Origin of the sequence: Pseudomonas urmiensis (assembly GCF_014268815.2) — a bacterium.
Taxonomy (GTDB): domain Bacteria; phylum Pseudomonadota; class Gammaproteobacteria; order Pseudomonadales; family Pseudomonadaceae; genus Aquipseudomonas; species Aquipseudomonas urmiensis.
This window is the reverse complement of sequence record NZ_JABWRE020000001.1, coordinates 2,651,533-2,676,363: the sequence shown is the minus strand read 5'-3', so window position 1 is coordinate 2,676,363 and position 24,831 is coordinate 2,651,533. Positions and strand designations below refer to the sequence as shown.

Genomic DNA, 24,831 nt, shown 5'->3' with positions numbered 1-24,831 from the left:
CGAGGTGGCTGCCAGGCAGGTCGTTTAGCTGTGTCTCGCACGTATGGCGAAACGTTATGTTGCAAATAGGCTCGCTCCACTTGAGGAGCGTGGAGACCCGGCGTTAACCAGGCTCGTGCTGTAGTACTTCCTGCAGCAGCCACTGCGCGACCAACGTGCTCGCCGAGCCCGCTGCTGGGGGCTGGGCCGTGAGCAGGTGAAAGCCTGCAGCGCTGTTCAGTTGGTGCCCCTCAAGGGCAATCACCAGGGTGCCGGCCTTCAATGCGTTCTCGACTAGTAACTGCGGCACCAGGGCGATACCCATGCCTTGCTCGGCGGCCTCGATGGCCAGGATGGTCTGGGAGAAGGCCGGGCCGCTGAAGCGGGTGCCGGGCAGGCCGTAATGATCGAACCAACGTTTCCAATTGTTGTGGCTGTCTGAAATCAACGCTACGTCGCTGAGTTCTGCTGGCTGTTGCCAGCGTCGCTCCCCGCGCAGCGACGGGGCGCACACGGGCACGGCCTGGCCGGCTAGCAGCAGGCGGGCGTGGGCATCGGCAAAGGGCGGCGCACCCCAGCGCACGGCCATGTCTACCGCGCCTTTGCCGCTGAGCGGGCGGGTGCTGTCGGAGGCATCGATCATCAGCGCGATCTGCGGGTGCGCGGCAGCCAGGCGGCCCAGGCGCGGTATCAGCCAACGGCTGGCGAATGCCGGGGTGGTGCTCAGCAGCACTTGATGAGGGTCTTGCGGGGCATCGCGTTCAAGCAGTTCGCGGCTGGCATCTTCGATGATGTGCAGCGCCAGGCGGACCCGCTCCAGATACTCACTGCCCGCGCGGTTGGGCCTCAAGCCGCGTGGCAGTCGCTCGAACAGTGCCTGGCCGAGCTTCTCTTCGAGCGTGCGCACCTGCTGGGCCACCGCGCCGGGGGTGACGTGCAGCGCTTGGGCGGCGGCGCGGAAACTGCCCAGGCGCGCCGCCGCCTCAAAGGCGACCAGGTGATTGATCACGTAAGGCGTGGTGCGTCGTTTGCAAACGCTCATCCAGTAGTTTTCCTGCAGGCTTGGCCCGCTGATCGAGAGGGTTGAAGTGCCCGCCGATTCTGGCCCGATGGTGCTGTGCTAGCAACCTGAAGGTGCTCAGTTGCGCTAGCATGTCGGCCTTCAACTGTTTTGCGGATTTTTCCATGAGCACTGCCATCTTTCGCCAAGCTACGCCCCAGGACGTGGATCGCTGCTTCCACATCGAAACGACCGCCTATGAGGGCGACGAAGCGGCCACCCGCGAGAAAATCGCCACGCGCATTGCGCAGTATCCCGAGGGTTTTCTGATCCTTGAGCTCGATGGCCAGGTGATCGGTTTCATCAATAGCGGCTGCGCCGAGCACGTGGTGATGTCCGATGAGGCGTTCAAGGAGCTGGTCGGCCATGATCCGCACGCCGCCAATGTGGTGATCATGTCAGTGGTGGTCGACCCGGCCTTCCAAGGCCGTGGCTATGCGGGCTTGCTGATGACGCGGTTCGTCGAGCAAATGCGCGAGCGCGGCAAGGCGAGCATTCACTTGATGTGCAAGGACCAGCATGTGGGCCTGTACGAGAAGTTGGGTTACCGCTATGTGCAGCCGTCGGCCTCTGATCATGGCGGCATGGCCTGGCATGAAATGGTGATGGCGCTCTGAGCAGGTGCGTCAGGTTTTGTCGCAGCGCCTGCTAGGATCCGGCCTTTTGCCTAGCCAGGGAGAGGCTTGTGAAGTACGTCGTGATCGAAGCACATCGCTCTGAATACCCGCGTCCGATCCGTTTTGCCCAAGGTGAGATGCTCGACATCGGCCCCCGCTATGCCGGTGAGCAAAACTGGCAGGACTGGTACCTGTGCAGCTGTGCTGGGCAGGAGCCTGGTTGGGTGCCGGCGCAGGTCATCGAACGGCTCGGTGTTGCCCGGGGTAGGGCGCTCGAACAGTACTGTGCTCACGAACTGGATGTCGATCCGGGGCAGCGGGTGCTGGGTTTGCGCCCGCTCAATGGGTGGCTGTGGTGTCGCCGCGAGGCCAACGGTGAGCTGGGTTGGCTGCCGGCCGAGAAGCTGCGCCTGGTGGACTGATCGGCTCATCTGATCCGCTTTTTTTCCACCAACCTGCATCTGTAACCGTATCAGCGAAAAGTCGAAAATGCTTACCAGGCCCAGCCTTCCAAACCGGTGTGCGCTGGGCAAGTTGCGCTGCTCTGCACCCGCATCGGCCAGCTCCGGTATTCTGTTATCACACTGTAGAGGTTCCAATGGGCAAGCTCTCGCTGTTCCTGGGTGGTTTTCTGCTGCTGACAATCCTCATTGGCCTGCTGGGTACCATTCCGCCCACCTGAAGCCACCCCCTATCCTTGAGGCCCGTTTTTTCCAGCAGACGGGCCTGCACCTCTCAACGGGCTTTTTGCCCGTTTTTTTGTACCCGTTGGATAAGTGGTAGCTGCAAGCAATTCTCAAGTGCGAATGGCTCGTGTAATCTCCCGCCGCCATCAAAGGGTCCCACGTTCGAGGACCCGTCACTTGCCTTGGAGTTGAGATCTACATGGAATGCAAGAAGGGCGCTGCCGCGATGCTGGCGTGGCGCAACCGGTTTCTCGCAGAGGCTGGCCTGCAAGAGGATGATTACGACCAAGCCTTGCGCTGCGCCGAAGACCTGGAACGCTCGGGAGTGATCAGTGCAGGGGAGTGGATCGAATTGGTCAAGCAAGCCAATTCGGCGTTGCTGCGTGCGCGATAAGTCGTTCTTTGTGCAAGGAAAACTGTCCACAGAAAACGTGGGTAGGTCTGTGGATAAATCGCTGTAAGTAAGGCCGGTTGCGGCCTCTGTTAAATTGAGCAGAATTTGAACAGTGATTGGCTTGCTGTATCACGGCTTGCCACGACGCAACGCTTGCAGTAGGTCGCGCACCCGCGCCGGCAATTCACCGGCCGGGTATACGGCATGCATTTGTGGGTCGTCGCCACTGCTTGAGGTCAGGTGATAGCTAGGGCAGACGCGCACCAGCCGCCCGGCCGCGACCTGTGGCTCACCCACCCAGTCAGCCAATCGTGCGATACCCGCCCCAGCCAGGGCGCTGTGGAACACCGCGCTTCCGGCGCTCAGGCGCAAGCGAGGGCGTGGCTGCAAGCGGGTGATCTGCCCGTCGCGGCAAAAATGCCAAGCCTTGAGGATGCGCGGGGCGGTGTGCAGGATCAGCGCGTGTTCGCTAAGTGCTTCCGGCTCCTGCGCAAGGCCTGCGCGGGCCACATAGTCGGGGCTGGCGTACAGGTGCCGGCGGTAGCTCCACAGGGGGTAGCCGATCAGTTCGCTGGACTGTGGGAAGGCGCCGCGCACCACGAAGTCGAACTTGCCTTGAAGCGGGTCGAGGCTCTGGTCGCTGAACTGCACGTCCAGGGTGACCTGCGGGTGGCGGCGAGAGAATTCAGCCAAGACCGTTGGCAGCACTTGCTGGCCAAGCAGCTCAGGCGCGGCGAAACGAATCCAGCCCTGCGCCGTACCACTCAACGCCGCCAGTTCATCGGCCGCATCGCGTTGCACATCGAGCAAGCGCTCGGCGTGTGGCAGCAAGCGTTCACCTGCTTCGGTCAGCGTGACGGCGTTGGCGTTGCGGTTGAGCAGCTTGCTTCCGGCGTTGTCTTCCAGTGCTTGTAGCGCCCGGGTAATCGCGCTAGGCGAGCGGCCCAGGGCGCGGGCAGCAGCGACAAAGCTGCGCTTGTGCGCGACGCTGACGAAGGCCTGGATTTCACGCAGCATGTCCAATGCCATGAGGGGCTCCTTGTTGCAGTTTTCGCAATATGGCATTTCAGCACAACGGCGTGGCTTTGATTAGCCTTGGGCTCTGTTTTTACTGCCTGGAGCCCCCGCCATGATGGATGTTGTCCTGCTGTCGCTGTTTGCCTTCGCCGCTGGTTTGATCGATGCGGCGGTGGGTGGGGGCGGGCTGATCCAGATTCCGGCACTGTTCAATGTGCTGCCCAGCGCCCAGCCGGCGGCCCTGCTGGGGACCAACAAGCTGGCCTCGGTGTGCGGCACCGCGTTCGCCGCGCGCTCGTTCATTCGCAAGGTGAGCTTGGATTGGGGCCTGATCGTGCCGGCAGCGCTGAGCGCCTTCGTCATGTCGTTCGCCGGGGCGGCGACCGTTTCACTGGTGCCGCCTAGCGTGATGCGCCCAGCGGTGCTGCTGATGATCGTGCTGATGGCGGTCTATACCTTCTGCAAGAAAGACTTCGGCACCTTGCACAAGCCAGCCCAGATCGGCCGTAAGGAGCAATGCCTGGCGGTGCTGATCGGCGGCGCAATCGGCTTTTACGATGGCTTGTTCGGGCCAGGTACCGGCAGCTTCTTGATCTTTCTGTTCATCCGCTTCTTTGCCCTGGACTTCCTGCACGCCTCGGCCTCGGCCAAGCTGGTCAACATCGCCACCAACCTGGCGGCGCTGGTGTTCTTCATTCCCACCGGCAACGTGCTGTATGCCATCGCCTTGCCCATGGCGCTGTGCAATATCCTCGGCGCCCTGACCGGCACCTGGCTGGCGGTGCGCAAGGGTGCAGGGTTTGTCCGTGGGCTGTTCCTGATCTTGTTGTGCGTGCTGATCGCCAAGTTGTCGTGGGACTTGCTGGCTGGCTGAGTCAGACCACCTGGCGCTGCGGCTCGGCCTGTTCGACGCGGTTGCGGCCATGGGCTTTGGCGCGGTACAGCGCTTTGTCGGCGCGTACCAGCAGTTCGTCCAGGCTCGGTGCCGGGGTGTCGGCAGTACAGCCGTCCAGGCCGATGCTGACGGTGATCTGCAAGCGCGGGTCGTTGTGGGTCAGGTGCAAGTCCTGGATGGCGCGGCGCATGCGTTCGGCGGTGAATTTGGCGCGTTCTGGCTCAAGGCCTGGAATGATCACCACGAACTCCTCACCGCCCAGGCGGGCGAACAGCTCACCGTCGTGCAGTTGGTCTTGCAAGGCGTTGGCGAACTGGCGCAGCACCTGGTCGCCGACGCCATGGCCATGGCGGTCGTTGATCGTCTTGAAGTGATCGATGTCGAGCATCATCAAGGTCAGCGGCAGCGCCTGGGCGTGCTGTTGGCGGCTGTCGAGCAAGGCATTGGCGCGGCGGGTGAAGGCGCTGCGGGTGAGGGCGCCGGTGAGGTGGTCGATGGTCGCCTGATGGGCCAGGCGCGCGAGCAGGCTGCGGTTGGTGTTGCTGACACAGGCGACCACCAGTGGGCCGAGCACCAGCATGGCGATGCCTAAGCGCGCTGACATCAGCGTGGTCACCCCTGGAACGCTCTGCGGCACGCTGAAATGCATGAGATTTTGCGCCACGGCAACGATCAGCGTACTGCCGGCAGTCAGTGCCAGCAGCGACACCAGAAACGGAGAGTAGGTCCAGGCGCACCACAGCAGCGCGGCAATCGGGAAGGCGATGGCACCCGGCCCGCCGAAGGCGATGCTCAGGGCCAGCGAGGCCAGCAGCACCAGCATCGGCGCCAGGCGAATCGCCTGGCCGCTGCCGCGTAGCAGCGCGCCGGTATTGGGCGCGGTCAGCAACGCCGGCAGGACCAGCACGCTGGTGGAGAACTGCTCGCTGAACCAGGCCAGCCAGGTGGCGCGCAGCGACTCCTGGAACCACGGCGCCGCCATCACGCAGGCCATGCTCGCCGCAACCATCGCGCCCGCTGCGCAGGCACCGAATACGCTCAACACCCCATGCGGCGTGCGCATGCGTCGGTGCAAACGCGGCAGGCGCGACAGCAGCAGCCAGATGGTGACGATCACGCCCAGGTTGCACAGGTTGAACCACAACGCCGGCGGCCAGGTACTGCCACAGGCAAGGTCGGCGCCGACCATGGCCATCCAGATCAGGACGAAACCGAGCGGATTGGCCAGGCGTGGATAGCGCAGCAACACCCCCGCCAGCACGGCGTTGACCGGCCAGAACAGCGACAGCGATTCGATCGGACGGGCCAGTATCCCAGCCAAGGTCAGGATGAAGGTAAGGCTGAATAGCGCGAGGTGAGGCAATGGGCGCGAATGAGCTGGAAACACCATGGGCTCTACCGGCAAGCGGAGACGGAATCCAGGACAACGACTTCAAGGCACCTGGGACATATTCGTATCAGTGTGTTTCGAGAGCAGGGTTGATGTCAATTGGATATTATCGCGGCACAATCCAGACCGATAATGCCATTTTGCCGCTATTCGCTGACATCACCTTTACAGCCCGAAGAACCACGGCACCATCAACACCGTTACCAGCATCACCAGTACGGTAAATGGCACACCGACTTTTATGAAATCGGCAAAGCGATATTGACCTGGCCCCAACACCAGGGTGTTGACCGGCGAAGACACCGGCGTCATGAACGCCGCCGAGGCTGCCAGGGCCACGGTCATGGCAAATGGGTAGGGCGACATGCCCAACTGGCTGGCGGTGCTGATGGCCACGGGCGCCATCAGTACAGCGGTGGCGGTGTTGGAGATGAACAGGCCAATCACCGCCGTTACCACGAACAGGCAGGCCAATATCGCGCTAGGCCCAGCGCCGCCGAGCAGCCCGACCAGGCCGCTGACGGCGAGATCGATACCACCGGTTTTCTGCAATGCCAGGGCAAACGGCAGCATGCCGACGATCAGCACCAGGCTTTGCCAATGGATGGCCCGGTAGGCGCTGTTCATGTCGATGCAGCGGCCGGCGCCCATCAGCAGGCAAGCGATCAGCGCGGCGAGCACGTTGGGCACCACGCCGCTGACCATCAGGCCGACCATCACCGCCAGGCTGATCAGGGCAAACGGCGCGCGGCTGCGGGCTGGCGCGACCTGATCGATCTCGGCAGGCAGGCTCAGTACCAGAAAGTCTTTGGCTTGGCTCTGAAGCTGGCGCACCGCTTTCCACGGGCCGACGACCAGCAAGGTGTCGCCCAGGCGCAGTTTTTCTTCGACCAGTTGCTCCTCGATGGCCGCCTGATCGCGGCGCAGGCCGACCACGTTGAGGTCGTAGCGGCTACGGAAGGCCAGCTCCAGGATGCTTTTGCCGATCAGTTGCGAGCCCGGTGGCAGTGAGACTTCGGCCATCCCCACTTCCTGGGATTGGTCGATGAAGTAGGCGGCCTTGAAGTGTAGGGGTTCGAGCTGCATGGTCTGGCACAGGCTGCGCAGGTCGTCGCGGTTGGCGAACAGGTCCAGCAACAGCACGTCGCCCTGGTGCAGTACGGTGCCGGAGTCGGCGGTAATCACCCGGGTGGTGAATTTATGCTGGCGCTCGATGCCGATCACGTTGGCGCCGTGGCGGGTGCGCAGCTCCAGCTCGCCCAAGGTATGCCCGATCAGTGGCGAATGCGGGCGGATGCGCAGGCGGCGTTCGCGGCCGTTGAGCTTGTAGTCCAGCACCAGGTCGAGCAGGGTGCGCCGGGTTTCTACGCGGCCATCCTTGCGCACTTCACCGTTGAGCCAGCGCCGGGTGAGCAGCATGTAGCCCACGCCCAGAGCCAGCACGACCAGGCCGAACGGGGTGAAGCTGAAGAACGTGAAGCCTTGCTCGCCGTGGCGCACCAGCTCGCTGTGCACCACCACGTTGGGCGGCGTGGCGACCAGGCTGAGCATGCCGCTGATCAGCCCGGCGAAGCTCAAGGGCATCATCAGTCGACTGGGCGAAATGCTCAGGCGCGCGGCAATGCTCAGCACCACCGGGATGAAGATTGCCACCACGCCGGTCGAGCTCATGACCGAACCCAGCCCTGCGACCGATACCATCAACAGCACCAGCAGGCGTGCTTCGCTATTGCCGGCACGGGCACTCATCCACTCGCCGATGCGATAGGCGATGCCAGTGCGCACTAGCCCTTCGCCGATCACGAACAGCGCCGCGATCAGCACCACGTTAGGGTCGCTAAAGCCCGCCAGGGCTTGCTCAACGGTGAGGATGCCCGACAGCGGCAGAAACAGGATCACCAGCAGCGCGACCACGTCCATGCGCGGTCGGTTGATGACAAACAAAAGGACGACGACGGCCAGCAGGCCTAGGACCGTGAGCAGCTCAGGGTTCATCGGGAGGGGGTGTTCCTTCACTCAAGGGGGCACGAAAGACAGTAGCAGCCAGTGTGCCATTGTGGGGTGAAGGGTGTATTGATGTGTTGCAGGGTTTTTGTGGCTAAGCCAATCGCGGGGCTTGCCCCCGCGATGGGTGGGGCAGGCGATCAGTGGCGATGATGACGACGCTTGTGTTTCTTCTTGCTGCCGTTGTTGTCGCCCAGGTGGTTGCCGATGGCACCACCAGCAGCGCCGCCCAGACCGGCACCGACGGTCGAACCGGTCGAGCCGCCGAGCTTGCCGCCCAGCAGCGAGCCGCCGGCCGAACCCAGGCCACCACCGATCGCAGCTTCGGTACGGTTGCCCTTGCGGGCACCTACCGCACTGCCGGCGGCGCCGCCCAGGCCGGCGCCAATGGCTGCACCCGTGCTGCCGCCCATTTGTTGGCCAACCACGTTGCCCAGGGCGCCACCCAGGCCGCCGCCAATGGCCGCAGTACCGTCACCGGCAAAGGCGCCTTGGCATAGCAGCAGGCCGAGGGCAACGCAAGGCAGAGTCAAACGCATGTTCATGAACCTCAAAGGAATCATCAAAGTAGAGTGCCGCGTCACGGGCGGCAAATCAGGGTTGGAAAGACGTTTCAGCGGTAATCGCGGTCACGGTAGCGGCGATCATCGTCACCACGGTCATGACGGTGGTGATGGCCGCGATCGCGGTCGCGGTCACGCCAGCCATCATCATCGTCGTGGTAATGATGGCTGTGGCAACCAGCGGCCAGCAGCATCGCGGCAATCAGCGGGAGACTTGCAAGGCGGGTGATCACGATATAGGTCCTTGATCCGCATAGGTTTACGGGGTAACCACTGAGACCGGGATCGATCAATTTGGTTTCTGCACGGTAAAAATATTTCTCCCGCGCAACATCGTCATGTGCCTGGCGGCTGCTGTTCTGTCCCGCTCGGTCATGGCTGGGGTGAGCGCCGGCCCCTAGACTTGAGCCAGGCCGCATTGAAGACGGCTGTCTGCCACACGGTGAATCACGATGATCGCCCATACCCCGACACTGTTCGCCGCCGTTGCCCTGGTCGCGACCATCCTGGCCTTTTGCCTGTTGCTGGTCGGCCAGTTCAACCGCCGCGACAACCTGCTGCTGACCGGCTGCGGGCTGCTCGCCCATGCCCTGGCGTACGTCTGCTATACGCTGTACGCCCATGCGCCGCTGTGGATCAGCTATGGCTTGGGTAACAGCCTGCTGTCGCTGGCCCTGGCGTTTTATTCGGCGAGCTTGTTCCGGGTGCGCGAACAGCGGGTGCCGTGGCGCTCGATCTTTATCATTCCGGCAGTCATGTTGCTGGGGTTGATGCTGCTGCTCGACACCTTGGAGCCGCGCATGCTGCTGGCGACCTTGGTGCTGATGCTGCAATGCTCGTTGATCCTTTGCTGGGCGCGACGGCACGTCGAGCGTCCAGGCCGGGCGCACCTGCTGCTGGTGATTGGCGCGTTGATCAGCCTGGTCGGGCTGGGCATGCGCGCCGTGGCGGTGGTGCTGGGGGAGGCGGCGGACATGCGCTACGACACCAGCAATCTCAAGCAGACGGTATCGGTGGCCATTGGTACGGTGACGGTGATGATGTATTCGATTGGCCTGGTGCTGATGGCCAAGGAGCGCAGCGAATCGCGCTTGCAGCATATGGCCTTGCGCGATGTGCTGACCGGCACCTACAACCGCCGGGCGATTCTTGAGCGCTTCGCTGTGGAGCTGGAGCGGGCAAGGGGCGAACACAGCAGCCTGGCCGTGGCGATGATCGACATCGACCATTTCAAGCGCATCAACGACCTGCACGGCCACTTGGCCGGTGATGAGGTGCTGTGCCACTGCGTGCGCCAGTTGCAGCAGCGCTTGCGCTTGACCGACAGCCTTGGCCGTTATGGTGGCGAAGAGTTCTTGCTGCTGTTGCCCAATACCGATCGTGAGGGCGCCATGGCGGCGCTACAGGGCTTGCGTGAGGCGATCGCCCAGAGTCCGGCGCGCTTTGCGGGCGATGACATCGAGCTGCGTTTCAGTGTCGGTTTGTGGTGTGGCATCCCCGCTGCCGAGGACAACGCCGCCAGCCTGCTCGGCCAGGCCGACGCTGCGCTCTACCAAGCCAAGGCCGGTGGGCGCAATGCCGTGCATATGGCGGCATTGCTCGGCCCGTGCTGACTCAGGAGGCGGGCTGAATGGCCAGCACCACGCCGTTGGTGATCTGCACCAGCACATAGTGATCGCCCATTTTCACCCAATGGCTGTCCTTTTCCGGGGCGGCTAGGCCTTTGCCTTTCCAGTCGGCAATGGCTGCGTCGTCGCGTTTGTACTGATCTGGCGCTTTGTCGCCAACTTGCAGTTCGCGGTTGTGGGTTTCTGGCGCGGTGACGCTTTGCTCAGCACTTGGCGCGGCCGTGGCGGTCAAGGGCAGGATCGGCAGGGTGGCGCTAAGCAGAAGGGCCGATAGCAGTGGACGCAGTTTCATAGTGATCTCCTAATGGCAGGCATGCCCTCTATGCGACAACAACCTGCTCGGGACAATTCACTCGACATGGCCGCCAGTGCTAGAGTCGCGTTCTTTTTTGCTCCGAGGATCGAACATGCGCGCACTTTTGCCGATGGCCGTAGCGCTGATGCTGGTTGGTTGTGCTTCATCGACCATGGAAGCCGCACGCGGCGGCGCGCCGACTGCGCAATTGGCTTCACAGAAGGCCCCGCAGATCGTCTCGCAATGCATCCAGTTCAGTTGGCAGGAAGAGGCCACGTTCGGCGTTGATGCCAGCGGCTATCTGCAGCCGCGCAAGCTGGGCGGTTACACGGTCTATACCCGAGAGGCGCAGGCGTTCGTCGACGTTTACCCCGAGGCCAACGGCACCCGGGTCGATTATTACGCGCAAAGCAATGACAGCACGGCCCTGCGCCGTCGGGCCGCAGCCGCTACTTGTCTGTAAGGGGTAGAGGGCGATTCCACACTGGGCAGCAATCCTCGAAGGCGTGGAAAACAGCTTCCAGTCCAGGGCTGTCGGGTTGATCGAAGCAACCGAGCAGCAAGGCGACAGTCGGGGCGTCATCTATGGCACCGAGGCTGCTGCCGCAACGGCGGCAGAAAGCGCGGCTGGAACAATCAGAGGAGCGCCAGGTATCGGGCGCACCGCCAGGCCCGGTCCAGCGCACCTGATTGCGAGCAAACTCGACCCAGGTGGCGGTGAGTGCCCCGGTATGTTGTTGGCACCAACGGCAGGAGCAATGGTGTGGGTTGGCGGCGGGGGCATCGGCGGCAAAGCGGATGGCGCCGCACAGGCAGCCGCCCTCGTATAGAGTTGGCATGAGATCCCTTCGTGCGCAGGTGAAATGTCCGCAGTTTATAGTCCAGTTGTAATGGAGATGTCGCCCGGATAGCGAGGTCATTACCGCGGTGCTGCAAAACGGCCTGCGCGAAGCGCCCTGGCGCCTGCCGATGAGCTACACGCTGCAGGCGCTCAAGGACTGATCAGGAGAGAAAGCCGCCGTCGACATTCAGTGCTGTGCCGGTGGTGTAGCTGGAGGCATCGCTGGCCAGGTACAGCACTGCACCGGCCATCTCGCTGGGGTCGGCCACGCGCTTGAGTGGGATCTGTTGCAGGGCGGCGTTGAGGATGGCGTCGTTTTTCACCAGGGCGGAGGCGAACTTGGTGTCAGTCAGCCCCGGCAGCAAGGCGTTGCAGCGGATGCCGAACTGGGCGCATTCCTTGGCGAACACCTTGGTCATGTTGATCACTGCGGCCTTGGTCACCGAGTAGATGCCCTGGAACAGCCCAGGCGACACGCCATTGATCGAGGCAACGTTGATGATGCTGCCGCCACCGTGCTCGCGCATCAGCTTGCCGGCTTCGACCGACATGAAGAAGTAGCCACGAATGTTCACGTCCACGGTTTTCTGAAAGGCGCTCACGTCGGTATCGAGCACGTTGCAGAACTGCGGGTTGGTGGCGGCGTTGTTGACCAGAATGTCGAGGCGGCCGAACTGTTCACGAATACCGGCAAACACCTGCTGGATCTGCTCCAGCTCGCCAATATGGCAGGCCACCGCAGTGGCCTTGCCGCCCGCTTCGATGATGGCGTCGGCCACTTGCTGGCAGCCCTCGAGCTTGCGGCTGGAGACGATCACATGGGCGCCCTGTTGGGCCAGCAAGTGGGCGATGGCCTCGCCGATGCCACGGCTGGCGCCTGAGACGAAGGCGATCTTGCCATCGAGGTCGAACAGTTGGGTCTTGGACATGCTGTTTTCCTTGTTGTCTGTCGTCAGAGTGCGGACTTGCCGATCACTTGCAGGGTCATCTGCTCCAGCAGCTTGTTCATGTGAATGAACTGGGCAAAGCGCTTGTCCTGGGTCTGGCCATGGTAGAACCGGTAGTAGATCTGCTGCACGATCCCGGCCAGGCGGAACAGGCCATAGCAGTAGTAGAAGTCGAAGTTGTCGATAGCGATGCCTGCGCGTTCGGCGTAGTAGTCGACGAACTGGCGGCGGGTGAGCATGCCCGGTGCGTTGCTTGGCTGGCGCCGCATCAGTTGCACCGGCGCTGGGTCATCGGCTTCGATCCAATAGGCCAGGCTGTTGCCCAGGTCCATCAGCGGGTCGCCGATCGTGGTCATTTCCCAGTCCAGTACGCCAATGATGCGCATCGGGTTTGCCGCGTCGAGGATGACGTTGTCGAAGCGGTAGTCGTTATGCACGATGGCGGGGCGTGGATGGTCGGCGGGCATTTTTTCGCGCAGCCAGGCGATGACGTTCTCCCAGCGCGGTGCGTCCGGGGTCAGGGCTTTTTCGTAGCGGCTGCTCCAGCCTTCGATTTGCCGTTGTACGTAACCTTCGGGCTTGCCCAGGTCGGCCAGGCCGCACGCGTTGTAGTCGACCTGGTGCAACTCGACCAAACGCTCGATGAAGCTCTTGCACAGGGCCTCTGTGCGGCTGGCATCCAGATCGAGTTCGGTGGGGATGTCCGAGCGCAGGATGATGCCCTTGACCCGGTCCATCACGTAGAACTGGCCGCCAATCAGCGACTCGTCGGTACAGTGCACATAGGCCTTGGGGCAGTAGGGAAAGCCGCTATTGAGCTGGTTGAGGATACGAAACTCGCGGCCCATGTCGTGGGCGGACTTGGCTTTGTGGCCAAAGGGTGGGCGGCGCAGGACGAACTCGCGGTTCGGGTAGCTGACCAGGTAGGTGAGGTTGGATGCACCGCCGGGGAACTGGCTGATGGCCGGGCTTCCCTGCAAGCCCGGGATGTGGGCCTTGAGGTAAGGATCGATGACAGTCGCATCGAGTTCTTCGCCGGGGCGTACCTGGGTGGACTGGTCAGTGAGCGTCATGCGTTATCCTTATTCTCGTTCACGAGTATTATTGGCTAATCTAATGGGCCTTACATGCTGGTACAAGCGTGCCAATGGCATATAGCTGTGGGTGTTGCTGGTCGATCAACGCGCCTGATATTGAAGCCATACAGGCAGTCTTGCTTTCTTCGCCAACCACCCAGGCACCCCGCTAACCGTAGGTTCAGCACCATCCCTGTGAGAGCGAGCTTGCCCGCGAAAAGCGCTCTGCCATGCCCCGGCCAGGCAAAAAAAAACCGAAGCCCGCGCAGGCTTCGGTTTTTCATCGATCATCCCGGACGCTTAGCCTGGGAACAGCTCGCTGAGCTTCATCGACAGCATCATGTCGCCTTCTACGCGCAGCTTGCCGCCCATGAACGCTTGCATGCCGTCGGTCTCGCCGCTGACGATGCCCTTGAGGGTCTCGCTGTCGAGCACCAGGGTGCAGTTGGCGTCTGGGTTTTCGCCTTCCTGGATGTCGCAGGTGCCGTCTTTGACGATCAGCGCATATTGCTTGTCTTCGTCAGTGATGTTGAAGCCGAACACCAGGTCCAGGCCGGCTGCGGCGGCGGGGTTGAACTTTGCTTTCATCGCTTCGACGGCTTTAGCTACATCGCTCATGGCGTATTCCTTGTTAAGTAATATTCGCGTCCGTAGGGACACAATAGGCCGGGCTCATCGATAGGTGATGAGCTCCGGCGCCCGCAACAGCTGCACATGTGCTTGGCTGTTGAAGGAAGCCAGGGTCACGTCGCTGCCACGAAACTTCAGTTGGCTGAGCGAGGTGTTGATGATCTGCCAGTTCAGCGCAAAGGCCTGACTGGGGGTAATTCGAGTCACCAGGTGGAGCAGGGCGGCGATGGTGCCTCCGGAGGTGAAGATGGCGATATTCTCACCGCTGCCGGCCCGCTGCAGTACCCGTTGCAGACCGCCTTGAACCCTTGCGGTGAAGGCAGCCCAGCTTTCCAGGCCATCGTCAGGGTGCTGGCCATCGTGCCAGCGTTGCACCATCAGGGCGAACAGGCGCTGGAACTCACTGCGATTGGTAGTGCCGTTACGCAGGATGTGCAGCGCTTCAGGCTCATCTGGCAGCAAGCCGGGAAGCAGGGTGCGGATCACACCGTCGGCATCGAATTCGTTGAATGCAGGGTCGGTTTCGACCGCCGGCACTGGGCAACCGTGGCCGCTCATCGCGTGCAGGGCAAGACGCGCGGTGTCTTGCTGGCGGCGCAGGCTGCCGGCGATGCAGCGGTCAAGGCGCAAACCGAGCTGGGCCAGGTGCTCGCCCAACGCTTGGCTTTGGCGCTCGCCTACCGCTGAGAGGACGTCATAGTCGTCAGCGCCGAAGGAGGCTTGGCCATGTCGGATCAGATAGAGGTTGCCCACAAAAGTGTCCGGCCCGGTGGAAGTTGCTGGGAGGTTAGGATGCGGCTGACGGGCTGTCAACGAAAAAACATACAAGCGTTTGAAAAGGTTGTTTGAACGGCAGCCAGGCAATGGCCGATGCCTTTGTATCCCACTGTATCTTCTGTGGATTGAGACCGACTTTCATACAAAACCGCGCCACCGGCGATACACCTGCGACACACCGTTGCGGCGAGATGGCTCCATCTCACAACCGAAGTGGAGCACCACCATGAAACAATCGAAAAATACCCTTGGCCTGCTGGGCGCTGCTCTGATCGGCGGCATGGTAATGGGCGGTAGTGCATTCGCCGTCGAGCCTCTGTCCCATGGCTACCAACTGGCTGCGGCCAAGACTGATGGCGAGGGCAAGTGCGGCGAAGGTAAATGCGGCGCTGATAAAGCCGGCAAGCACGCCGAGGGCAAAAACGCCGAAGGCAAGTGTGGTGAAGGCAAGTGTGGCGGCGATAAAAAAGCCGGCGACAAGAAAGCCGCTGAAGGCAAGTGCGGCGAAGGCAAATGTGGTGGCGACAAGGCCGCTAAAGCCGACAAGGCCTGAGCCCGTGCGCTGATGTTGGCGCAAGGTTAAGGGGGCTGCCGGAGCAGAGGATCGATCTGTCCGGCAGCGCTTGTTTGTCCCTTGCCGACGTTCTGCCCAGAGCGTCCCGTGCTCCTGGAGAGCGCTTACCATGAACCCTACATCTTTACGTACCGGACTTGGCTTGCGTCGTGGTTTGCTGGCGCAATTGCTGGCAATGGAGGACGGTGCGGTCGATTTTCTCGAGTGCGCGCCGGAGAACTGGATCGGAGTTGGCGGGGCCCACGGCAAAGCGCTGGCGCAACTGGCCGAGCGTTTCCCCATTACCTGCCATGGCTTGTCGTTGTCGCTGGGCGCCAGCGCGCCGCTGGATCAGGCATTCCTTAAGCAAACCCGACTGTTCATCGAGCGTTTCGATGTGCCGCTGTACAGCGAACACCTGAGTTATTGCAGCGACGACGGGCATCTGTATGACCTGATGCCAATCCCTTTTACCGAAGAAGCGGTCCGCCATGTCGCCACCCGGATTCGCCAGGCCCAGGATCTGCTGGGCAGACGTATCGCCGTGGAAAACATCAGCTACTACGCAGCGCCTTACCAGGCCATGAGCGAGCTGGCGTTCATCCAGGCTGTGCTGGAGGAGGCTGACTGTGACCTGCTGCTGGACGTCAATAACGTCTTCGTCAACGCCTGCAACCACCGCTATGACGCGGTGACGTTCCTTAACGGGCTGCCTCGGCAGCGGGTTACGTGCATGCACGTGGCTGGCCACTACGACGAAGCGCCAGACCTCAAGGTGGACACCCATGGTGCTGCGGTAAAAGAAGATGTCTGGGCACTGTTCGCTTTGGCGTGTCAGCGTTTTGGAGCCCAGCCGACGGTGCTTGAGCGTGACTTCAACTACCCACCGCTTGCCGAACTGCTTGAGGAGACCGCACGTATTGGTAGCGTGCAGCACACGCACGGAGGTCTGCATGATGGGCGAGCCGTTGCGTGACCAGCAATTCACCCTGTCCCGATATCTGCGTGACCCCGAGCACAATCCACCGCCACCGGGTATCGAAGCACGGCGCCTGAAGGTCTACCGGGAGCTGTTCTACAACAGCCTCGAAGGCCTGCTGGCGGGAAGTTTCCCGGTCATGCGCCAGACCCTCGGTGACGTCCGATGGCACGCCAGGGTGCGCGACTTCTATGCCAGTTACCGAAGCCAGACGCCATTGTTCACGGAAATTTCCGAGGCGTTCATCGACTACCTGCAGGGCATCGAAGCGGACGCGCCGTGGCAGCTTGAGCTCGCCCACTACGAGTGGATCGAGGCGCAGTTGTACCTGAGTGATGCCGAGGATCCGCCCCATCTGCCTGGCGGCGATCTACTCGAAGGCGAGCCATTGCTGTCATGCCTGGCGCGCGTGCTTGCCTATCGCTGGCCGGTCGAGCTGATCGGCCCCGATTACCAGCCCCAAAGCGCCCCCCAAGCGCCTACCTTGTTGCTGGTGTACCGCGATGCCGATCTACAGGTGCATTTCGCCCGCCTGGCACCGATGGCCTATCAGTTGCTCGCAGGCCTTAGCGGAACGGGCCGCCAGCGCTTGCAGGCGCTGGGCGATGAAAACGTTCAACGCCAAGGCCTGGCGATGCTGGAAGGCATGCGCGAGCAGGGGATCATCGTCGGGACGCGCTGAACGCCCAAGCCTGCTCAGGCAGCCGCCTCCTTGGCAGCGGGCAGGTCGGTTTTCTTGGCCGCGGGTTTCAAGCGCGTCACCCCGAACAACACCAACGCCAGCCCTAGCACCTGATACGTCGAGATCTCTTCGCTGAGAATCGCCCACGACGCCAGCACTGTCAGCACAGGGCCTAGATTGCCCACCGCCGCCGTTTGCGTGGGGCCCATGCGCTGAATCGCCAGGGCCACCCAGTAGATCGGCAGCACCGTGGAAAAGATCGCCATCAGTCCCGCGTTGAGCCACACCGCCGCAGGTAGCTGCCATAGCTGATTGATGTCCGCCACCAACAAGTAGTGAACCAACACCATCAGCGACGAGGCCGTACCGCACAAGCCCGCCATGCGCATCGAACCCATGCGTTTGAGCACAATGCCGGTGCCGGAGTAGTACAGGGCGTAGGTAACTGCACTGGCAAACACCCACAGCGAGCCGAGAATCACTTGCTGGCCAACGCCAGAGATGCTCACGTCATGCACGAAGGCGATGCCCAGGCCCAGATAGCACAGGCCCATTGCCGCCAGGGTGCGGGTGGTGGGTCGTTCGCGCAGGGCGATGGCCTGGAAGATCAGCACAAGGGTTGGGTAGGTGAACAAGATCAGGCGCTCCAACCCTGCGCTGATGTATTGCAGCCCGTAGAAGTCGAACAGGCTGGACAGGTAGTAACCCAGCAGCCCCAGCAGGATCACGCGCAAGCCGTCAGCGGGCGTCAGCCGAGTGGGGGATTGCCGGCCGCTGAACCACACCAGCCAGACGAACAACGGCAACGCCATGGCCATGCGCATGGCCAGCAGGCTGATCGCATCGACCGGCCCGGCCGCATAGGCGAGTTTGACGAAGATGGCTTTGAAGCTGAAACCCAAGGCCGCCAGTACGGCAAACAAACTGCCGCTGTGGATCTGGCGCGTGAGCAGGGTGCGCAAAAAGGTCATGGCAAATCCAGGCAGTTATCACTGGGCTTATTCTGTGCAGAACGCAATCCACGTTAGAATCGCTTTTAATCGAACATAGCGTTCGTATTTAGAGAAAGCCCAATGCATTTCGATCTTCCCGATCTGCGTTTACTTGCCGCGATTGCCGCTACCGGTAGCTTGAGCAAGGCCGCTGCGACGTTTCCGGTGGCCGTTTCTGCCGCCAGCAATCGCCTGCGCTTGTTCGAGCAACGCTGTGGCTTGAGCCTGTTCACCCGGCGCGCCGACGGTATGCAACTCACCCCAGTCGGCCGGCTGGTATTGGAAGCGGCGCGAGGAGTGCTGGGCGAAGCGCGCAAATTGCAGGACACCCTGCACGAGCTGGCCGGGCAACGGCGCATCACCTTGCACCTGGCCGCTTCCACAGTCACCAACAGCACCTTGTTGCCCGCCGTGCTCGGCCCGTTTCTAGCCGACTATCCAGAAGTCGACCTGCAGTTGGTCGAGCACAAAAGCGTTGACGTATTGCGTGTGGTTCTGGCTGACGAGTGCGAGATCGGCGTCTATGATGGCAATTTGATAAGCGACGGTTTAGTGTCGCTGCCGTTTCGCACCGAGCGCTTGGTCTTGCTGGTCCCGGCCGACCACCCCCTGGCCGGGCGGGAGCAGCTGCGGCTGATTGACGCGCTGGGCTTTGCATTTGTGTGTTTGCCGGGCGAGCGGGCGATGCAGCGTTTCGTCGAAGAGCTGGCGATGAACCTGGCGATGCCGCTGAAAGTGCGCGTTCGCGCGCCAAGCTTTGAAGCCATCGCCCAATTGGTCGCCCAGCACGCAGGCATCGCCATTGTCCCGGAAACTGCGGCGTTGCGCGCCGAGCAAGAGCTGGCGGTGCGCTGGGTCGCGCTGGAGGAACGCTGGGCGACCCTGGAACTGCGCGTGTGCTTTCGTGGCTGGGAGCGGCTCAGTTCACATGGTCGGCAACTGGTGAGTTTTCTCGCTGAGCAGTAACGCGCCAGGCGCTATTTTCCGCTTAATAGCGACAGGGTATTAGCCGCTGGTGCGGATGATGCATGGGCAGTAAGCCACGACGGAAATCGTGCGCGTGCAGTACAGGCGCAGGGTCGCGCAAACTGGTTTTGAACATCTCTCCACTCTTAATTTCAGGCAGGCCCGTCATTCCATGGCGCTCGATCCACCTACCATGCTCACTATCACGATCGCCCTGGCCGCCGCTGCGGCGCTGTACCTGGCGGTCGAGTGGCGCACCGTGCGCGAATCTTCCTTGCTTTACTGGGCAACCGGTTTCGCCATCATCAGCGTGGGCAGCACCCTCGCTTTACTGCGCAGCAACGGCTTTTTGCTGATTGGCATCTGGTTTGCCAATGGCCTGTTGATCACTGCGCATTTCTGCTTTTTGCTGGGCGTTGCCCGCTTTACTGAAACCCGTCTGTCGCGGGCTTGGTACCTGGTGTTCATCACGTGGCTGGTGATGCTGCTGCTGCCGGAAGGGCCGCTGTGGTCAAAAGTGATGTTGCTGGTGCAATCGCTGCTGGTTGCGCTGCCGACCCTCAGGGCTAGTTTTCTCCTGCGCCCACATGGCATGTCGTTGAGCGTAGGCGCTGTGCAACTGCGTTTCGTGTTGCTCGGCCACGGCCTGTTTTATCTGGCCAAGATGATCCCGCCGCTGGTGCCCGGGACGTTGATCGACCTGGCCGCTTTGCGCGGCGAAATCATTCAGGTCTCGCTGGTCGAAGGGGCCATGGCGATCATGCTGATCGCGCTGTCGATGACCGGCACCGAGCGCTACCGGCGTGAGCAGCAGATCGCCCGGTTGGCCGCGCGTGACCCGCTGACTGCCCTGTATAACCGGCGCGCCCTGGAAGTGCGGGCGCCGCGCCTGATCAATGAGGTAAGCGCGGCCCGGCCGGGGGCATTGCTGCTGATCGATATCGACAACTTCAAACTGGTCAACGACCTGTATGGCCACACTGCCGGTGACAGGCTGTTGGTCGGGCTGAGCGAAATGATCCGCGCCATGTTGCCTGCCAGTGCGCTGGCCGCGCGCTTGGGCGGCGATGAGTTCGTGATCCTGCTGGGCAATGCTTCGCCTGCGCGGGTTCATGAGCTGGGCAGCAGTCTACGAGAGCAATTCTTGCTGCTCACTTCGCAATCGTTTGCCACCCCAGCGGCTGTCACCTTGAGCATCGGTGCCAACCTTTTCGACCGACCCCCCGCGAGCCTGGCGGCATTGATCGAGCAGGGTGACATTGCCCTGTACGAGTCCAAGCGCGGCGGCCGTAACCGCATTCAACTGGATGACCAAACCTTGGCCGCACCTTCAGCCCAGCAAGGATGATCGGTCCAGCATCGGCCTGATTGACAGCAAACCACTGGAAACAGGCCGGCGCTCACTCACAGCGTCCTGATCGATGTACTGATCGCCCGAGCACACTCAATTGCCGCAGGTGCCAGCCGCCGCTCAGCCTCTTCCAGCGACCAGCGACTGGTCGGTGCGACCACATGCACCGATGCCACCGGCCGGCCCTGACTGTTGCGCACCGGGGCGGCAACTGCCATGTCGCCCAAGAACAACTCTTCATTGTTGATGGCAAAGCCCTTGCGGCGGATCTCGGCAATTTCGCCGAGGATCTCTTCCAGCGATGTGCGGGTGTACTGGGTGTGCCGAGACAGATCGCTGGCGCGCAGCACGGCCATCGCCTCATCCTCGTCCAACGCGCTCAGGTACGCGCGCCCCGAGGCGGTGCAATACATCGGGATACGACTGCCAATCGGCAAATGGATAGGGATGAACTTAGGCCCGACGAAACGCGCTACGTAGAGCATGTCGTTGCGCACGGGCTCGGTCAGGTTGGTGGTTTCCCCGGTGGTCTGCGCCAGCTCGGCGAGGAACGGGTTGGCGACGTCCACCAGGGTGTCGGCAGCCAGGTAGTTGTAGCCGATTTCCATCACCTCAGGGGTGAGCTGGAAGCGCTTGGTCTGCGGATGCTTGCTCACATAACCCAAGGCTTCCAGGGTATGGATCATGCGCTGCGCCGAGCTTTTGTTGATGCCAGCGGCCTCGGCCACCTCGGCCAGGTTCATGGTGCGCCGGCGGGCGTTGAAGGCGCGCAGCACCGCCAGGCCTTTTTCCAGTGACTGGTTGAACAGGCTGTTGTCGTTATCGTTCATGGATCGTCCCTTGGGCAGGATCACTGGTTAATATCGATATGCGATATTTATAAATCTCTTTACGATTTTTGTAAATCAATTATATTGGGTCGCAAGGCCTCCTGCCGATACCCGAGGCATCCATAACGCATAACGACAACAAACCGCGTCAAATGGGAGTGTTCACCATGTATCCACGCCTTCGTGTGTTCACCTGCGCCCTGGCCCTGGCCGCCAGTTGCGTCACCTCCTTGGTCGCCCAGGCCGAGACGTACAAAGTCGGCGCCACCGCTACCGGTGTGCCGTTCACGTTCCTCGATGTGAAGAGCAACAGTATCCAGGGCATGATGGTCGACTCCGCCCAAGCGGTGGCCAAGGCCTCCGGGTTTGAGGTGGATATCGCCCAGACCACCTTCGCCGCACTGATCCCTTCGCTGACGGCGAAAAAGATCGACCTGATCTCCGCCGCCATGCTGCGTACCCCCGAGCGAGAAAAGGTCGTGCAGTACTCGGATCCGGTGTTCGAGTACGGCGAAGGCCTGATCGTGCGTGCCGACGACGCCAAGGCCTATAGCCACATGGATGATTTCAAAGGCGAAGTGGTAGGCGCTCAGGTCGGCACCATCTTCCTCGACGAGCTCAACAAACGCGGCATTTTCAAGGAGGTGCGCGGCTACGATTCGCTGGCGGACCTGACCCGCGACCTGGCCCTGGGCCGTATCAAGGCCGGCTTTGGCGACCATCCGATCCTCGCCTACCAGATGGCCCAGGGCACCTTGAAAAAAGTCCGTCTGGTCGACAGCTATCAGCCGCAGATCAAAGGTGAAGTGTGCCTGATCATGCGCCAGGGCGATCCGCAGATGCTTGCCCGGGTCAATCAGGGCATCGCCAGCATCAAGGCCGACGGCACCCTGGCCGGCATCATCGACAAGTGGCACCTGGACTGATCGTCGCCTCACGGCGCCCGCAGCGGGCGCCTCTTCCCTGATTGCTCTCTCGCGGACTCGCTTATGTTCTTCCAGAATGCTCTGGACTTCCTGCCCATTCTCTTGAGTGGCGCGGTGGTCACCGTGCAGGTCACGATTGCCTCGTTCCTGCTCAGCTCCCTGATCGGCCTGGCCTTCGCCCTGATGATGGTGTCCAAGGTTCGCTCGGTCGCCCTGTTCGCCGTTTCGGTGGTGAACATCATCCGTGGCCTGCCGATCATCGTGCAGCTGTTCTACATCTACTTCGTGTTGCCGGAATTCGGGATCCAGCTCACTGCCCTGCAGGCCGGCATCATCGGTTTGGGCATCGCCTACTCGGCGTATCAGGCGGAGAACTTTCGCGCAGGTATCCAGGCTATCCAGCAGGGTCAGATCGAGGCGGCAGAGTCGCTGGGCATGCGCGGGCCGATGATCATGCGCCGGGTGGTGCTGCCACAGGCCTTCCGGATTGCCTTGCCGCCGTATGGCAACACCCTGGTGATGATGCTCAAGGACTCATCATTGGTCTCGACCATCACCGTCGCCGAGATGACCCGGGCCGGCCAGCTGATAGCCTCATCGACCTTTGAAAACATGACTGTCTATACCCTGGTGGCGCTGCTCTACCTGGCTTTGAGCCTGCCGCTGTCGTATGCCTTGCGCCGTCTCGAGGCGCGGATCGCCACGAGGAAGCACGCATGATCAGCATTCAGTCGCTGCACAAAAGCTATGGCAGTACCCGCGTTCTCGAAGGCATCGACCTTGAGGTCCAGAGCGGCCAGGTGGTGTGCTTGATCGGCCCATCGGGCTCGGGCAAGTCGACCCTGCTGCGCTGCATCAATGGCCTGGAAACCTATGAAGGGGGCGACATCCTGGTCAGTGACGAGCGGGTCGATCGCAATGCCAAGACCATCCATGAGATTCGCACCCAGGTGGCGATGGTGTTTCAGCGCTTCAACCTCTTTCCCCATCGCACCGCGCTGCAGAATGTCATGGAAGGGCCGATCTATGTAAAGAAGGAAAGCCCCGAGGCGGCCCGCGAACATGCCAAGGCACTGCTGGAAAAGGTCGGCCTGGCCCATCGCATGGAGGCCTACCCGGATGAGCTGTCGGGCGGCCAGCAGCAGCGTGTGGCCATTGCCCGGGCCTTGGCCATGCGGCCCAAGGCCATTCTGTTCGACGAGCCGACCTCAGCGCTGGATCCGGAGCTGGTCGGCGAAGTGCTGGCGGTGATGCGCAAGCTGGCCGAGGAGGGCATGACCATGGTCGTGGTCACCCATGAAATGGGCTTTGCCCGCGAGGTCGCCGACAAGGTGTGCTTCCTGTATGGCGGGCGAATCGTCGAGGAAGGTCCGGCGCGCGAGGTGCTTGGCGCGCCGCAGCAGCCCCGTACCCAGGAATTCTTGCGACGCCTGCTGACCACTGATGGAGGCGTGGCATGAGTGCTCGACCTTTGGCGCTACCGCCTTCCTTGTGGGCAAGCACGGCCGCACCTGGCGTTCACACCCCGCCGTTGGCCGAAGACAAGCAAGTCGATGTGGCCGTGGTCGGCGCCGGCTACACCGGCCTGGTTACCGCCCTGCACTTGGCGCGCGAGGGGGCGCGGGTCTGTGTGCTGGATGCCGGCGAGCCCGGCTGGGGTGCTTCCGGACGCAACGGCGGGCAAGTGATTCCGGGGCTCAAGCACGACCCCGACGAGTTGCTACGCATGTACGGTGGCGAGCAAGCCGAGCGCTTGATCGAAGTGGCCGGGACTGCCGCCGATGAGGTGTTCGAGCTGATCCGCCACTACGACATTGCCTGCGACGCCACCCGCAAGGGCTGGATCCAGCCAGCGGCAACCCCGGCCGCCATGCGCGCGGTCGAGCGCCGTGCGCAGCAATGGCGCAGCCGCGGGGTGCCGGTGGAGATGCTCGACAAGGGCAGCGTTGCCCAGCGCATCGGCAGCTGTGACTATTTGGGCGCCTGGGTCGACCCGCGTGCCGGTAGCGTGCAGCCGCTGAGCTACGCACGCGGCTTGGCCAGGGCGGCCATCGCCGAAGGCGCGCAGATCCATGGCCACAACCGCGTCACCGGCCTGCAGCGTGACAGCCGTGGCTGGACCCTCACCACCGATACCCGGCGCACGGTCAGCGCCGAGCGCGTGGTGCTGGCCACCAATGGCTATACCGACGATTTGTGGCCAAAGCTGCGTCAGACGGTGCTGGCGGCTAACAGTTTCATCGTTGCCACCCGGCCGCTGCCGGACGCACTGCGGCGCACGGTGCTGCCTGGCGGTGAGGTGTGTTCCGATGCGCGCCGGCTGCTGTTGTATTTCAAGCAGGATGCCCAAGGCCGACTGCTGCTCGGTGGGCGTGGGCCGTTTGCCGAGCCCAAGGCTGCCAGCGACTGGAACCACCTGCGTCGCTCGGTGCTGGGCTTGTTCCCGCATCTGGCCGGGGTCGAGTTCGAATACCAGTGGAGCGGGCGCGTTGCCCTGACCCAGGATTTCATGCCGCACCTGCACGAGCCGGCGCCGGGTCTGAGCATCCTGCTCGGTTACAACGGTCGAGGTATTGCCATGTCGTCCGCACTTGGCCGGCACCTGGCACAGCGACTGCTGGGCAAGGCGCAGCAGTTTCCGTTTCCGCTGTCACCGATCCGACCGATTCCGTTCCATGGCCTGCAGCGTTTGTACCTGGGCGTGGGCATTGCCTGGTATCGCTTGCTCGATGCCGTTCTCTGACTTATTAGGA

28 protein-coding genes and 1 pseudogene are annotated in these 24,831 nt (G+C 62.2%); 15 read left to right on the top strand and 14 right to left on the bottom strand.

Annotated elements, in window-relative coordinates:
* Positions 1-103: 103 nt before the first annotated feature.
* The gene (locus tag HU737_RS11890) at positions 104-1,021 is read right to left on the bottom strand and encodes a LysR substrate-binding domain-containing protein (RefSeq protein WP_186555093.1); all 918 of its coding nucleotides are present in this window, start codon (positions 1,019-1,021) and stop codon (positions 104-106) included.
* A 143-nt stretch (positions 1,022-1,164) separates the two neighbouring features.
* Between HU737_RS11890 and HU737_RS11885 the strand changes: the two genes are divergently transcribed.
* The 3 genes from HU737_RS11885 (at position 1,165) to HU737_RS11875 (ending at position 2,736) form a co-directional block, all read left to right on the top strand.
* A complete protein-coding gene (locus HU737_RS11885; RefSeq protein ID WP_186555094.1) occupies positions 1,165-1,656 on the top strand; it encodes a GNAT family N-acetyltransferase in 492 nt (163 codons plus the stop codon).
* A gap of 68 nt (positions 1,657-1,724) precedes the next feature.
* A complete protein-coding gene (locus HU737_RS11880; protein ID WP_186555095.1) occupies positions 1,725-2,078 on the top strand; it encodes an SH3 domain-containing protein in 354 nt (117 codons plus the stop codon).
* A 463-nt stretch (positions 2,079-2,541) separates the two neighbouring features.
* Entirely contained in the window at positions 2,542-2,736 is a 195-nt protein-coding gene (locus HU737_RS11875) for a hypothetical protein (RefSeq protein WP_186555096.1), read from the top strand.
* Between the two features lie 129 nt (positions 2,737-2,865).
* Here HU737_RS11875 and HU737_RS11870 read toward each other — a convergent pair whose 3' ends face one another.
* Positions 2,866-3,765: a LysR family transcriptional regulator gene (locus HU737_RS11870; protein WP_186555097.1), complete on the bottom strand. Its 900-nt coding sequence runs from the start codon at positions 3,763-3,765 to the stop codon at positions 2,866-2,868.
* Positions 3,766-3,865: 100 nt separating this feature from the next.
* Here HU737_RS11870 and HU737_RS11865 point away from each other — a divergent pair, with 100 nt between their 5' ends.
* The gene (locus HU737_RS11865; protein WP_186555098.1) at positions 3,866-4,627 is read left to right on the top strand and encodes a sulfite exporter TauE/SafE family protein; all 762 of its coding nucleotides are present in this window, start codon (positions 3,866-3,868) and stop codon (positions 4,625-4,627) included.
* Between the two features lies 1 nt (position 4,628).
* Here HU737_RS11865 and HU737_RS11860 read toward each other — a convergent pair whose 3' ends face one another.
* From HU737_RS11860 to HU737_RS11845, 4 genes are all read right to left on the bottom strand, one after another.
* A complete protein-coding gene (locus tag HU737_RS11860; protein WP_186555099.1) occupies positions 4,629-6,053 on the bottom strand; it encodes a GGDEF domain-containing protein in 1,425 nt (474 codons plus the stop codon).
* A gap of 150 nt (positions 6,054-6,203) precedes the next feature.
* Entirely contained in the window at positions 6,204-8,033 is a 1,830-nt protein-coding gene (locus HU737_RS11855; protein WP_186555100.1) for an SLC13 family permease, read from the bottom strand.
* 149 nt (positions 8,034-8,182) lie between these two features.
* Positions 8,183-8,581 (bottom strand): glycine zipper domain-containing protein, encoded by a 399-nt coding sequence (locus HU737_RS11850; protein ID WP_186555101.1) that lies wholly within the window; start codon positions 8,579-8,581, stop codon positions 8,183-8,185.
* 74 nt (positions 8,582-8,655) lie between these two features.
* Positions 8,656-8,835, bottom strand: a complete 180-nt coding sequence (locus HU737_RS11845; protein ID WP_186555277.1) for a hypothetical protein — start codon at positions 8,833-8,835, stop codon at positions 8,656-8,658.
* A gap of 222 nt (positions 8,836-9,057) precedes the next feature.
* Between HU737_RS11845 and HU737_RS11840 the strand changes: the two genes are divergently transcribed.
* A complete protein-coding gene (locus HU737_RS11840; RefSeq protein ID WP_186555102.1) occupies positions 9,058-10,218 on the top strand; it encodes a GGDEF domain-containing protein in 1,161 nt (386 codons plus the stop codon).
* Position 10,219: 1 nt separating this feature from the next.
* Here HU737_RS11840 and HU737_RS11835 read toward each other — a convergent pair whose 3' ends face one another.
* Positions 10,220-10,525 carry an RcnB family protein gene (locus HU737_RS11835; protein WP_186555103.1) on the bottom strand — a complete coding sequence of 102 codons (306 nt, stop codon included), beginning with the start codon at positions 10,523-10,525 and terminating at the stop codon, positions 10,220-10,222.
* A gap of 115 nt (positions 10,526-10,640) precedes the next feature.
* On the opposite strand from HU737_RS11835, the gene HU737_RS11830 reads away from it, so the two are divergent.
* Positions 10,641-10,991: a hypothetical protein gene (locus tag HU737_RS11830; RefSeq protein WP_186555104.1), complete on the top strand. Its 351-nt coding sequence runs from the start codon at positions 10,641-10,643 to the stop codon at positions 10,989-10,991.
* On the opposite strand, the gene HU737_RS11825 is transcribed toward HU737_RS11830, so the two are convergent.
* From HU737_RS11825 to HU737_RS11805, 5 genes are all read right to left on the bottom strand, one after another.
* Complete coding sequence (locus HU737_RS11825; protein WP_186555105.1) at positions 10,978-11,367, bottom strand: GFA family protein; 390 nt, start codon at positions 11,365-11,367, stop codon at positions 10,978-10,980. The two genes, HU737_RS11830 and HU737_RS11825, sit on opposite strands and share 14 nt — an antisense overlap.
* A gap of 163 nt (positions 11,368-11,530) precedes the next feature.
* Complete coding sequence (locus HU737_RS11820) at positions 11,531-12,298, bottom strand: SDR family oxidoreductase (protein ID WP_186555106.1); 768 nt, start codon at positions 12,296-12,298, stop codon at positions 11,531-11,533.
* 23 nt (positions 12,299-12,321) lie between these two features.
* Entirely contained in the window at positions 12,322-13,389 is a 1,068-nt protein-coding gene (locus HU737_RS11815) for a phosphotransferase family protein (RefSeq protein ID WP_186555107.1), read from the bottom strand.
* 303 nt (positions 13,390-13,692) lie between these two features.
* Positions 13,693-14,010 (bottom strand): SCP2 sterol-binding domain-containing protein, encoded by a 318-nt coding sequence (locus HU737_RS11810; RefSeq protein ID WP_186555108.1) that lies wholly within the window; start codon positions 14,008-14,010, stop codon positions 13,693-13,695.
* A gap of 54 nt (positions 14,011-14,064) precedes the next feature.
* Complete coding sequence (locus tag HU737_RS11805; RefSeq protein WP_186555109.1) at positions 14,065-14,775, bottom strand: histidine phosphatase family protein; 711 nt, start codon at positions 14,773-14,775, stop codon at positions 14,065-14,067.
* A 250-nt stretch (positions 14,776-15,025) separates the two neighbouring features.
* Between HU737_RS11805 and HU737_RS11800 the strand changes: the two are divergent.
* From HU737_RS11800 to HU737_RS11790, 3 genes and pseudogenes are all read left to right on the top strand, one after another.
* Positions 15,026-15,343 (top strand): annotated as a pseudogene (locus tag HU737_RS11800) (HvfA family oxazolone/thioamide-modified RiPP metallophore); the annotation flags it as partial.
* A gap of 139 nt (positions 15,344-15,482) precedes the next feature.
* Positions 15,483-16,328, top strand: a complete 846-nt coding sequence (locus tag HU737_RS11795) for an HvfB family MNIO-type RiPP peptide maturase (RefSeq protein ID WP_186555110.1) — start codon at positions 15,483-15,485, stop codon at positions 16,326-16,328.
* Positions 16,309-17,013 carry an HvfC family RiPP maturation protein gene (locus HU737_RS11790; protein ID WP_186555278.1) on the top strand — a complete coding sequence of 235 codons (705 nt, stop codon included), beginning with the start codon at positions 16,309-16,311 and terminating at the stop codon, positions 17,011-17,013. The genes HU737_RS11795 and HU737_RS11790 overlap by 20 nt, the downstream gene beginning before the upstream one ends.
* 14 nt (positions 17,014-17,027) lie before the next feature.
* Here the strand turns inward: HU737_RS11790 and HU737_RS11785 are convergent, their stop codons facing one another.
* A complete protein-coding gene (locus HU737_RS11785; protein WP_186555111.1) occupies positions 17,028-17,984 on the bottom strand; it encodes a DMT family transporter in 957 nt (318 codons plus the stop codon).
* A gap of 102 nt (positions 17,985-18,086) precedes the next feature.
* On the opposite strand from HU737_RS11785, the gene HU737_RS11780 reads away from it, so the two are divergent.
* A complete protein-coding gene (locus HU737_RS11780) occupies positions 18,087-18,971 on the top strand; it encodes a LysR substrate-binding domain-containing protein (protein WP_186555112.1) in 885 nt (294 codons plus the stop codon).
* A gap of 172 nt (positions 18,972-19,143) precedes the next feature.
* On the top strand, positions 19,144-20,319 hold the full coding sequence (locus tag HU737_RS11775; protein ID WP_186555113.1) for a GGDEF domain-containing protein: 1,176 nt from the start codon (positions 19,144-19,146) through the stop codon (positions 20,317-20,319).
* Between the two features lie 56 nt (positions 20,320-20,375).
* On the opposite strand, the gene HU737_RS11770 is transcribed toward HU737_RS11775, so the two are convergent.
* Positions 20,376-21,152: an IclR family transcriptional regulator gene (locus HU737_RS11770; RefSeq protein ID WP_186555114.1), complete on the bottom strand. Its 777-nt coding sequence runs from the start codon at positions 21,150-21,152 to the stop codon at positions 20,376-20,378.
* Between the two features lie 167 nt (positions 21,153-21,319).
* On the opposite strand from HU737_RS11770, the gene HU737_RS11765 reads away from it, so the two are divergent.
* The 4 genes from HU737_RS11765 to HU737_RS11750 all read left to right on the top strand — a co-directional run bounded on the left by HU737_RS11765 (position 21,320) and on the right by HU737_RS11750 (position 24,821).
* Positions 21,320-22,078, top strand: a complete 759-nt coding sequence (locus HU737_RS11765; protein WP_186555115.1) for an ABC transporter substrate-binding protein — start codon at positions 21,320-21,322, stop codon at positions 22,076-22,078.
* A gap of 63 nt (positions 22,079-22,141) precedes the next feature.
* Positions 22,142-22,798, top strand: coding sequence for an amino acid ABC transporter permease (locus HU737_RS11760; RefSeq protein WP_186555116.1), 657 nt, complete (start codon positions 22,142-22,144; stop codon positions 22,796-22,798).
* Positions 22,795-23,538: an amino acid ABC transporter ATP-binding protein gene (locus tag HU737_RS11755; protein WP_186555117.1), complete on the top strand. Its 744-nt coding sequence runs from the start codon at positions 22,795-22,797 to the stop codon at positions 23,536-23,538. The genes HU737_RS11760 and HU737_RS11755 overlap by 4 nt, the downstream gene beginning before the upstream one ends.
* Positions 23,535-24,821 carry an NAD(P)/FAD-dependent oxidoreductase gene (locus tag HU737_RS11750; RefSeq protein ID WP_186555118.1) on the top strand — a complete coding sequence of 429 codons (1,287 nt, stop codon included), beginning with the start codon at positions 23,535-23,537 and terminating at the stop codon, positions 24,819-24,821. Before HU737_RS11755 ends, HU737_RS11750 begins: the two co-directional genes overlap by 4 nt.
* Positions 24,822-24,831 lie beyond the last annotated feature (10 nt).

What these genes read in the sequence shown, in the direction of transcription:
- HU737_RS11890 (WP_186555093.1), bottom strand. Translation starts at nt 1,021, where the DNA reads ATGAGCGTTTGCAAACGACGCACCACGCCTTACGTGATCAATCACCTG.
- HU737_RS11885 (WP_186555094.1), top strand. Translation starts at nt 1,165, where the DNA reads ATGAGCACTGCCATCTTTCGCCAAGCTACGCCCCAGGACGTGGATCGC.
- HU737_RS11875 (WP_186555096.1), top strand. Translation starts at nt 2,542, where the DNA reads ATGGAATGCAAGAAGGGCGCTGCCGCGATGCTGGCGTGGCGCAACCGG.
- HU737_RS11870 (WP_186555097.1), bottom strand. Translation starts at nt 3,765, where the DNA reads ATGGCATTGGACATGCTGCGTGAAATCCAGGCCTTCGTCAGCGTCGCG.
- HU737_RS11865 (WP_186555098.1), top strand. Translation starts at nt 3,866, where the DNA reads ATGATGGATGTTGTCCTGCTGTCGCTGTTTGCCTTCGCCGCTGGTTTG.
- HU737_RS11855 (WP_186555100.1), bottom strand. Translation starts at nt 8,033, where the DNA reads ATGAACCCTGAGCTGCTCACGGTCCTAGGCCTGCTGGCCGTCGTCGTC.
- HU737_RS11850 (WP_186555101.1), bottom strand. Translation starts at nt 8,581, where the DNA reads ATGCGTTTGACTCTGCCTTGCGTTGCCCTCGGCCTGCTGCTATGCCAA.
- HU737_RS11840 (WP_186555102.1), top strand. Translation starts at nt 9,058, where the DNA reads ATGATCGCCCATACCCCGACACTGTTCGCCGCCGTTGCCCTGGTCGCG.
- HU737_RS11835 (WP_186555103.1), bottom strand. Translation starts at nt 10,525, where the DNA reads ATGAAACTGCGTCCACTGCTATCGGCCCTTCTGCTTAGCGCCACCCTG.
- HU737_RS11830 (WP_186555104.1), top strand. Translation starts at nt 10,641, where the DNA reads ATGCGCGCACTTTTGCCGATGGCCGTAGCGCTGATGCTGGTTGGTTGT.
- HU737_RS11825 (WP_186555105.1), bottom strand. Translation starts at nt 11,367, where the DNA reads ATGCCAACTCTATACGAGGGCGGCTGCCTGTGCGGCGCCATCCGCTTT.
- HU737_RS11820 (WP_186555106.1), bottom strand. Translation starts at nt 12,298, where the DNA reads ATGTCCAAGACCCAACTGTTCGACCTCGATGGCAAGATCGCCTTCGTC.
- HU737_RS11815 (WP_186555107.1), bottom strand. Translation starts at nt 13,389, where the DNA reads ATGACGCTCACTGACCAGTCCACCCAGGTACGCCCCGGCGAAGAACTC.
- HU737_RS11810 (WP_186555108.1), bottom strand. Translation starts at nt 14,010, where the DNA reads ATGAGCGATGTAGCTAAAGCCGTCGAAGCGATGAAAGCAAAGTTCAAC.
- HU737_RS11795 (WP_186555110.1), top strand. Translation starts at nt 15,483, where the DNA reads ATGAACCCTACATCTTTACGTACCGGACTTGGCTTGCGTCGTGGTTTG.
- HU737_RS11790 (WP_186555278.1), top strand. Translation starts at nt 16,309, where the DNA reads ATGGGCGAGCCGTTGCGTGACCAGCAATTCACCCTGTCCCGATATCTG.
- HU737_RS11785 (WP_186555111.1), bottom strand. Translation starts at nt 17,984, where the DNA reads ATGACCTTTTTGCGCACCCTGCTCACGCGCCAGATCCACAGCGGCAGT.
- HU737_RS11780 (WP_186555112.1), top strand. Translation starts at nt 18,087, where the DNA reads ATGCATTTCGATCTTCCCGATCTGCGTTTACTTGCCGCGATTGCCGCT.
- HU737_RS11775 (WP_186555113.1), top strand. Translation starts at nt 19,144, where the DNA reads ATGGCGCTCGATCCACCTACCATGCTCACTATCACGATCGCCCTGGCC.
- HU737_RS11770 (WP_186555114.1), bottom strand. Translation starts at nt 21,152, where the DNA reads ATGAACGATAACGACAACAGCCTGTTCAACCAGTCACTGGAAAAAGGC.
- HU737_RS11765 (WP_186555115.1), top strand. Translation starts at nt 21,320, where the DNA reads ATGTATCCACGCCTTCGTGTGTTCACCTGCGCCCTGGCCCTGGCCGCC.
- HU737_RS11760 (WP_186555116.1), top strand. Translation starts at nt 22,142, where the DNA reads ATGTTCTTCCAGAATGCTCTGGACTTCCTGCCCATTCTCTTGAGTGGC.
- HU737_RS11755 (WP_186555117.1), top strand. Translation starts at nt 22,795, where the DNA reads ATGATCAGCATTCAGTCGCTGCACAAAAGCTATGGCAGTACCCGCGTT.
- HU737_RS11750 (WP_186555118.1), top strand. Translation starts at nt 23,535, where the DNA reads ATGAGTGCTCGACCTTTGGCGCTACCGCCTTCCTTGTGGGCAAGCACG.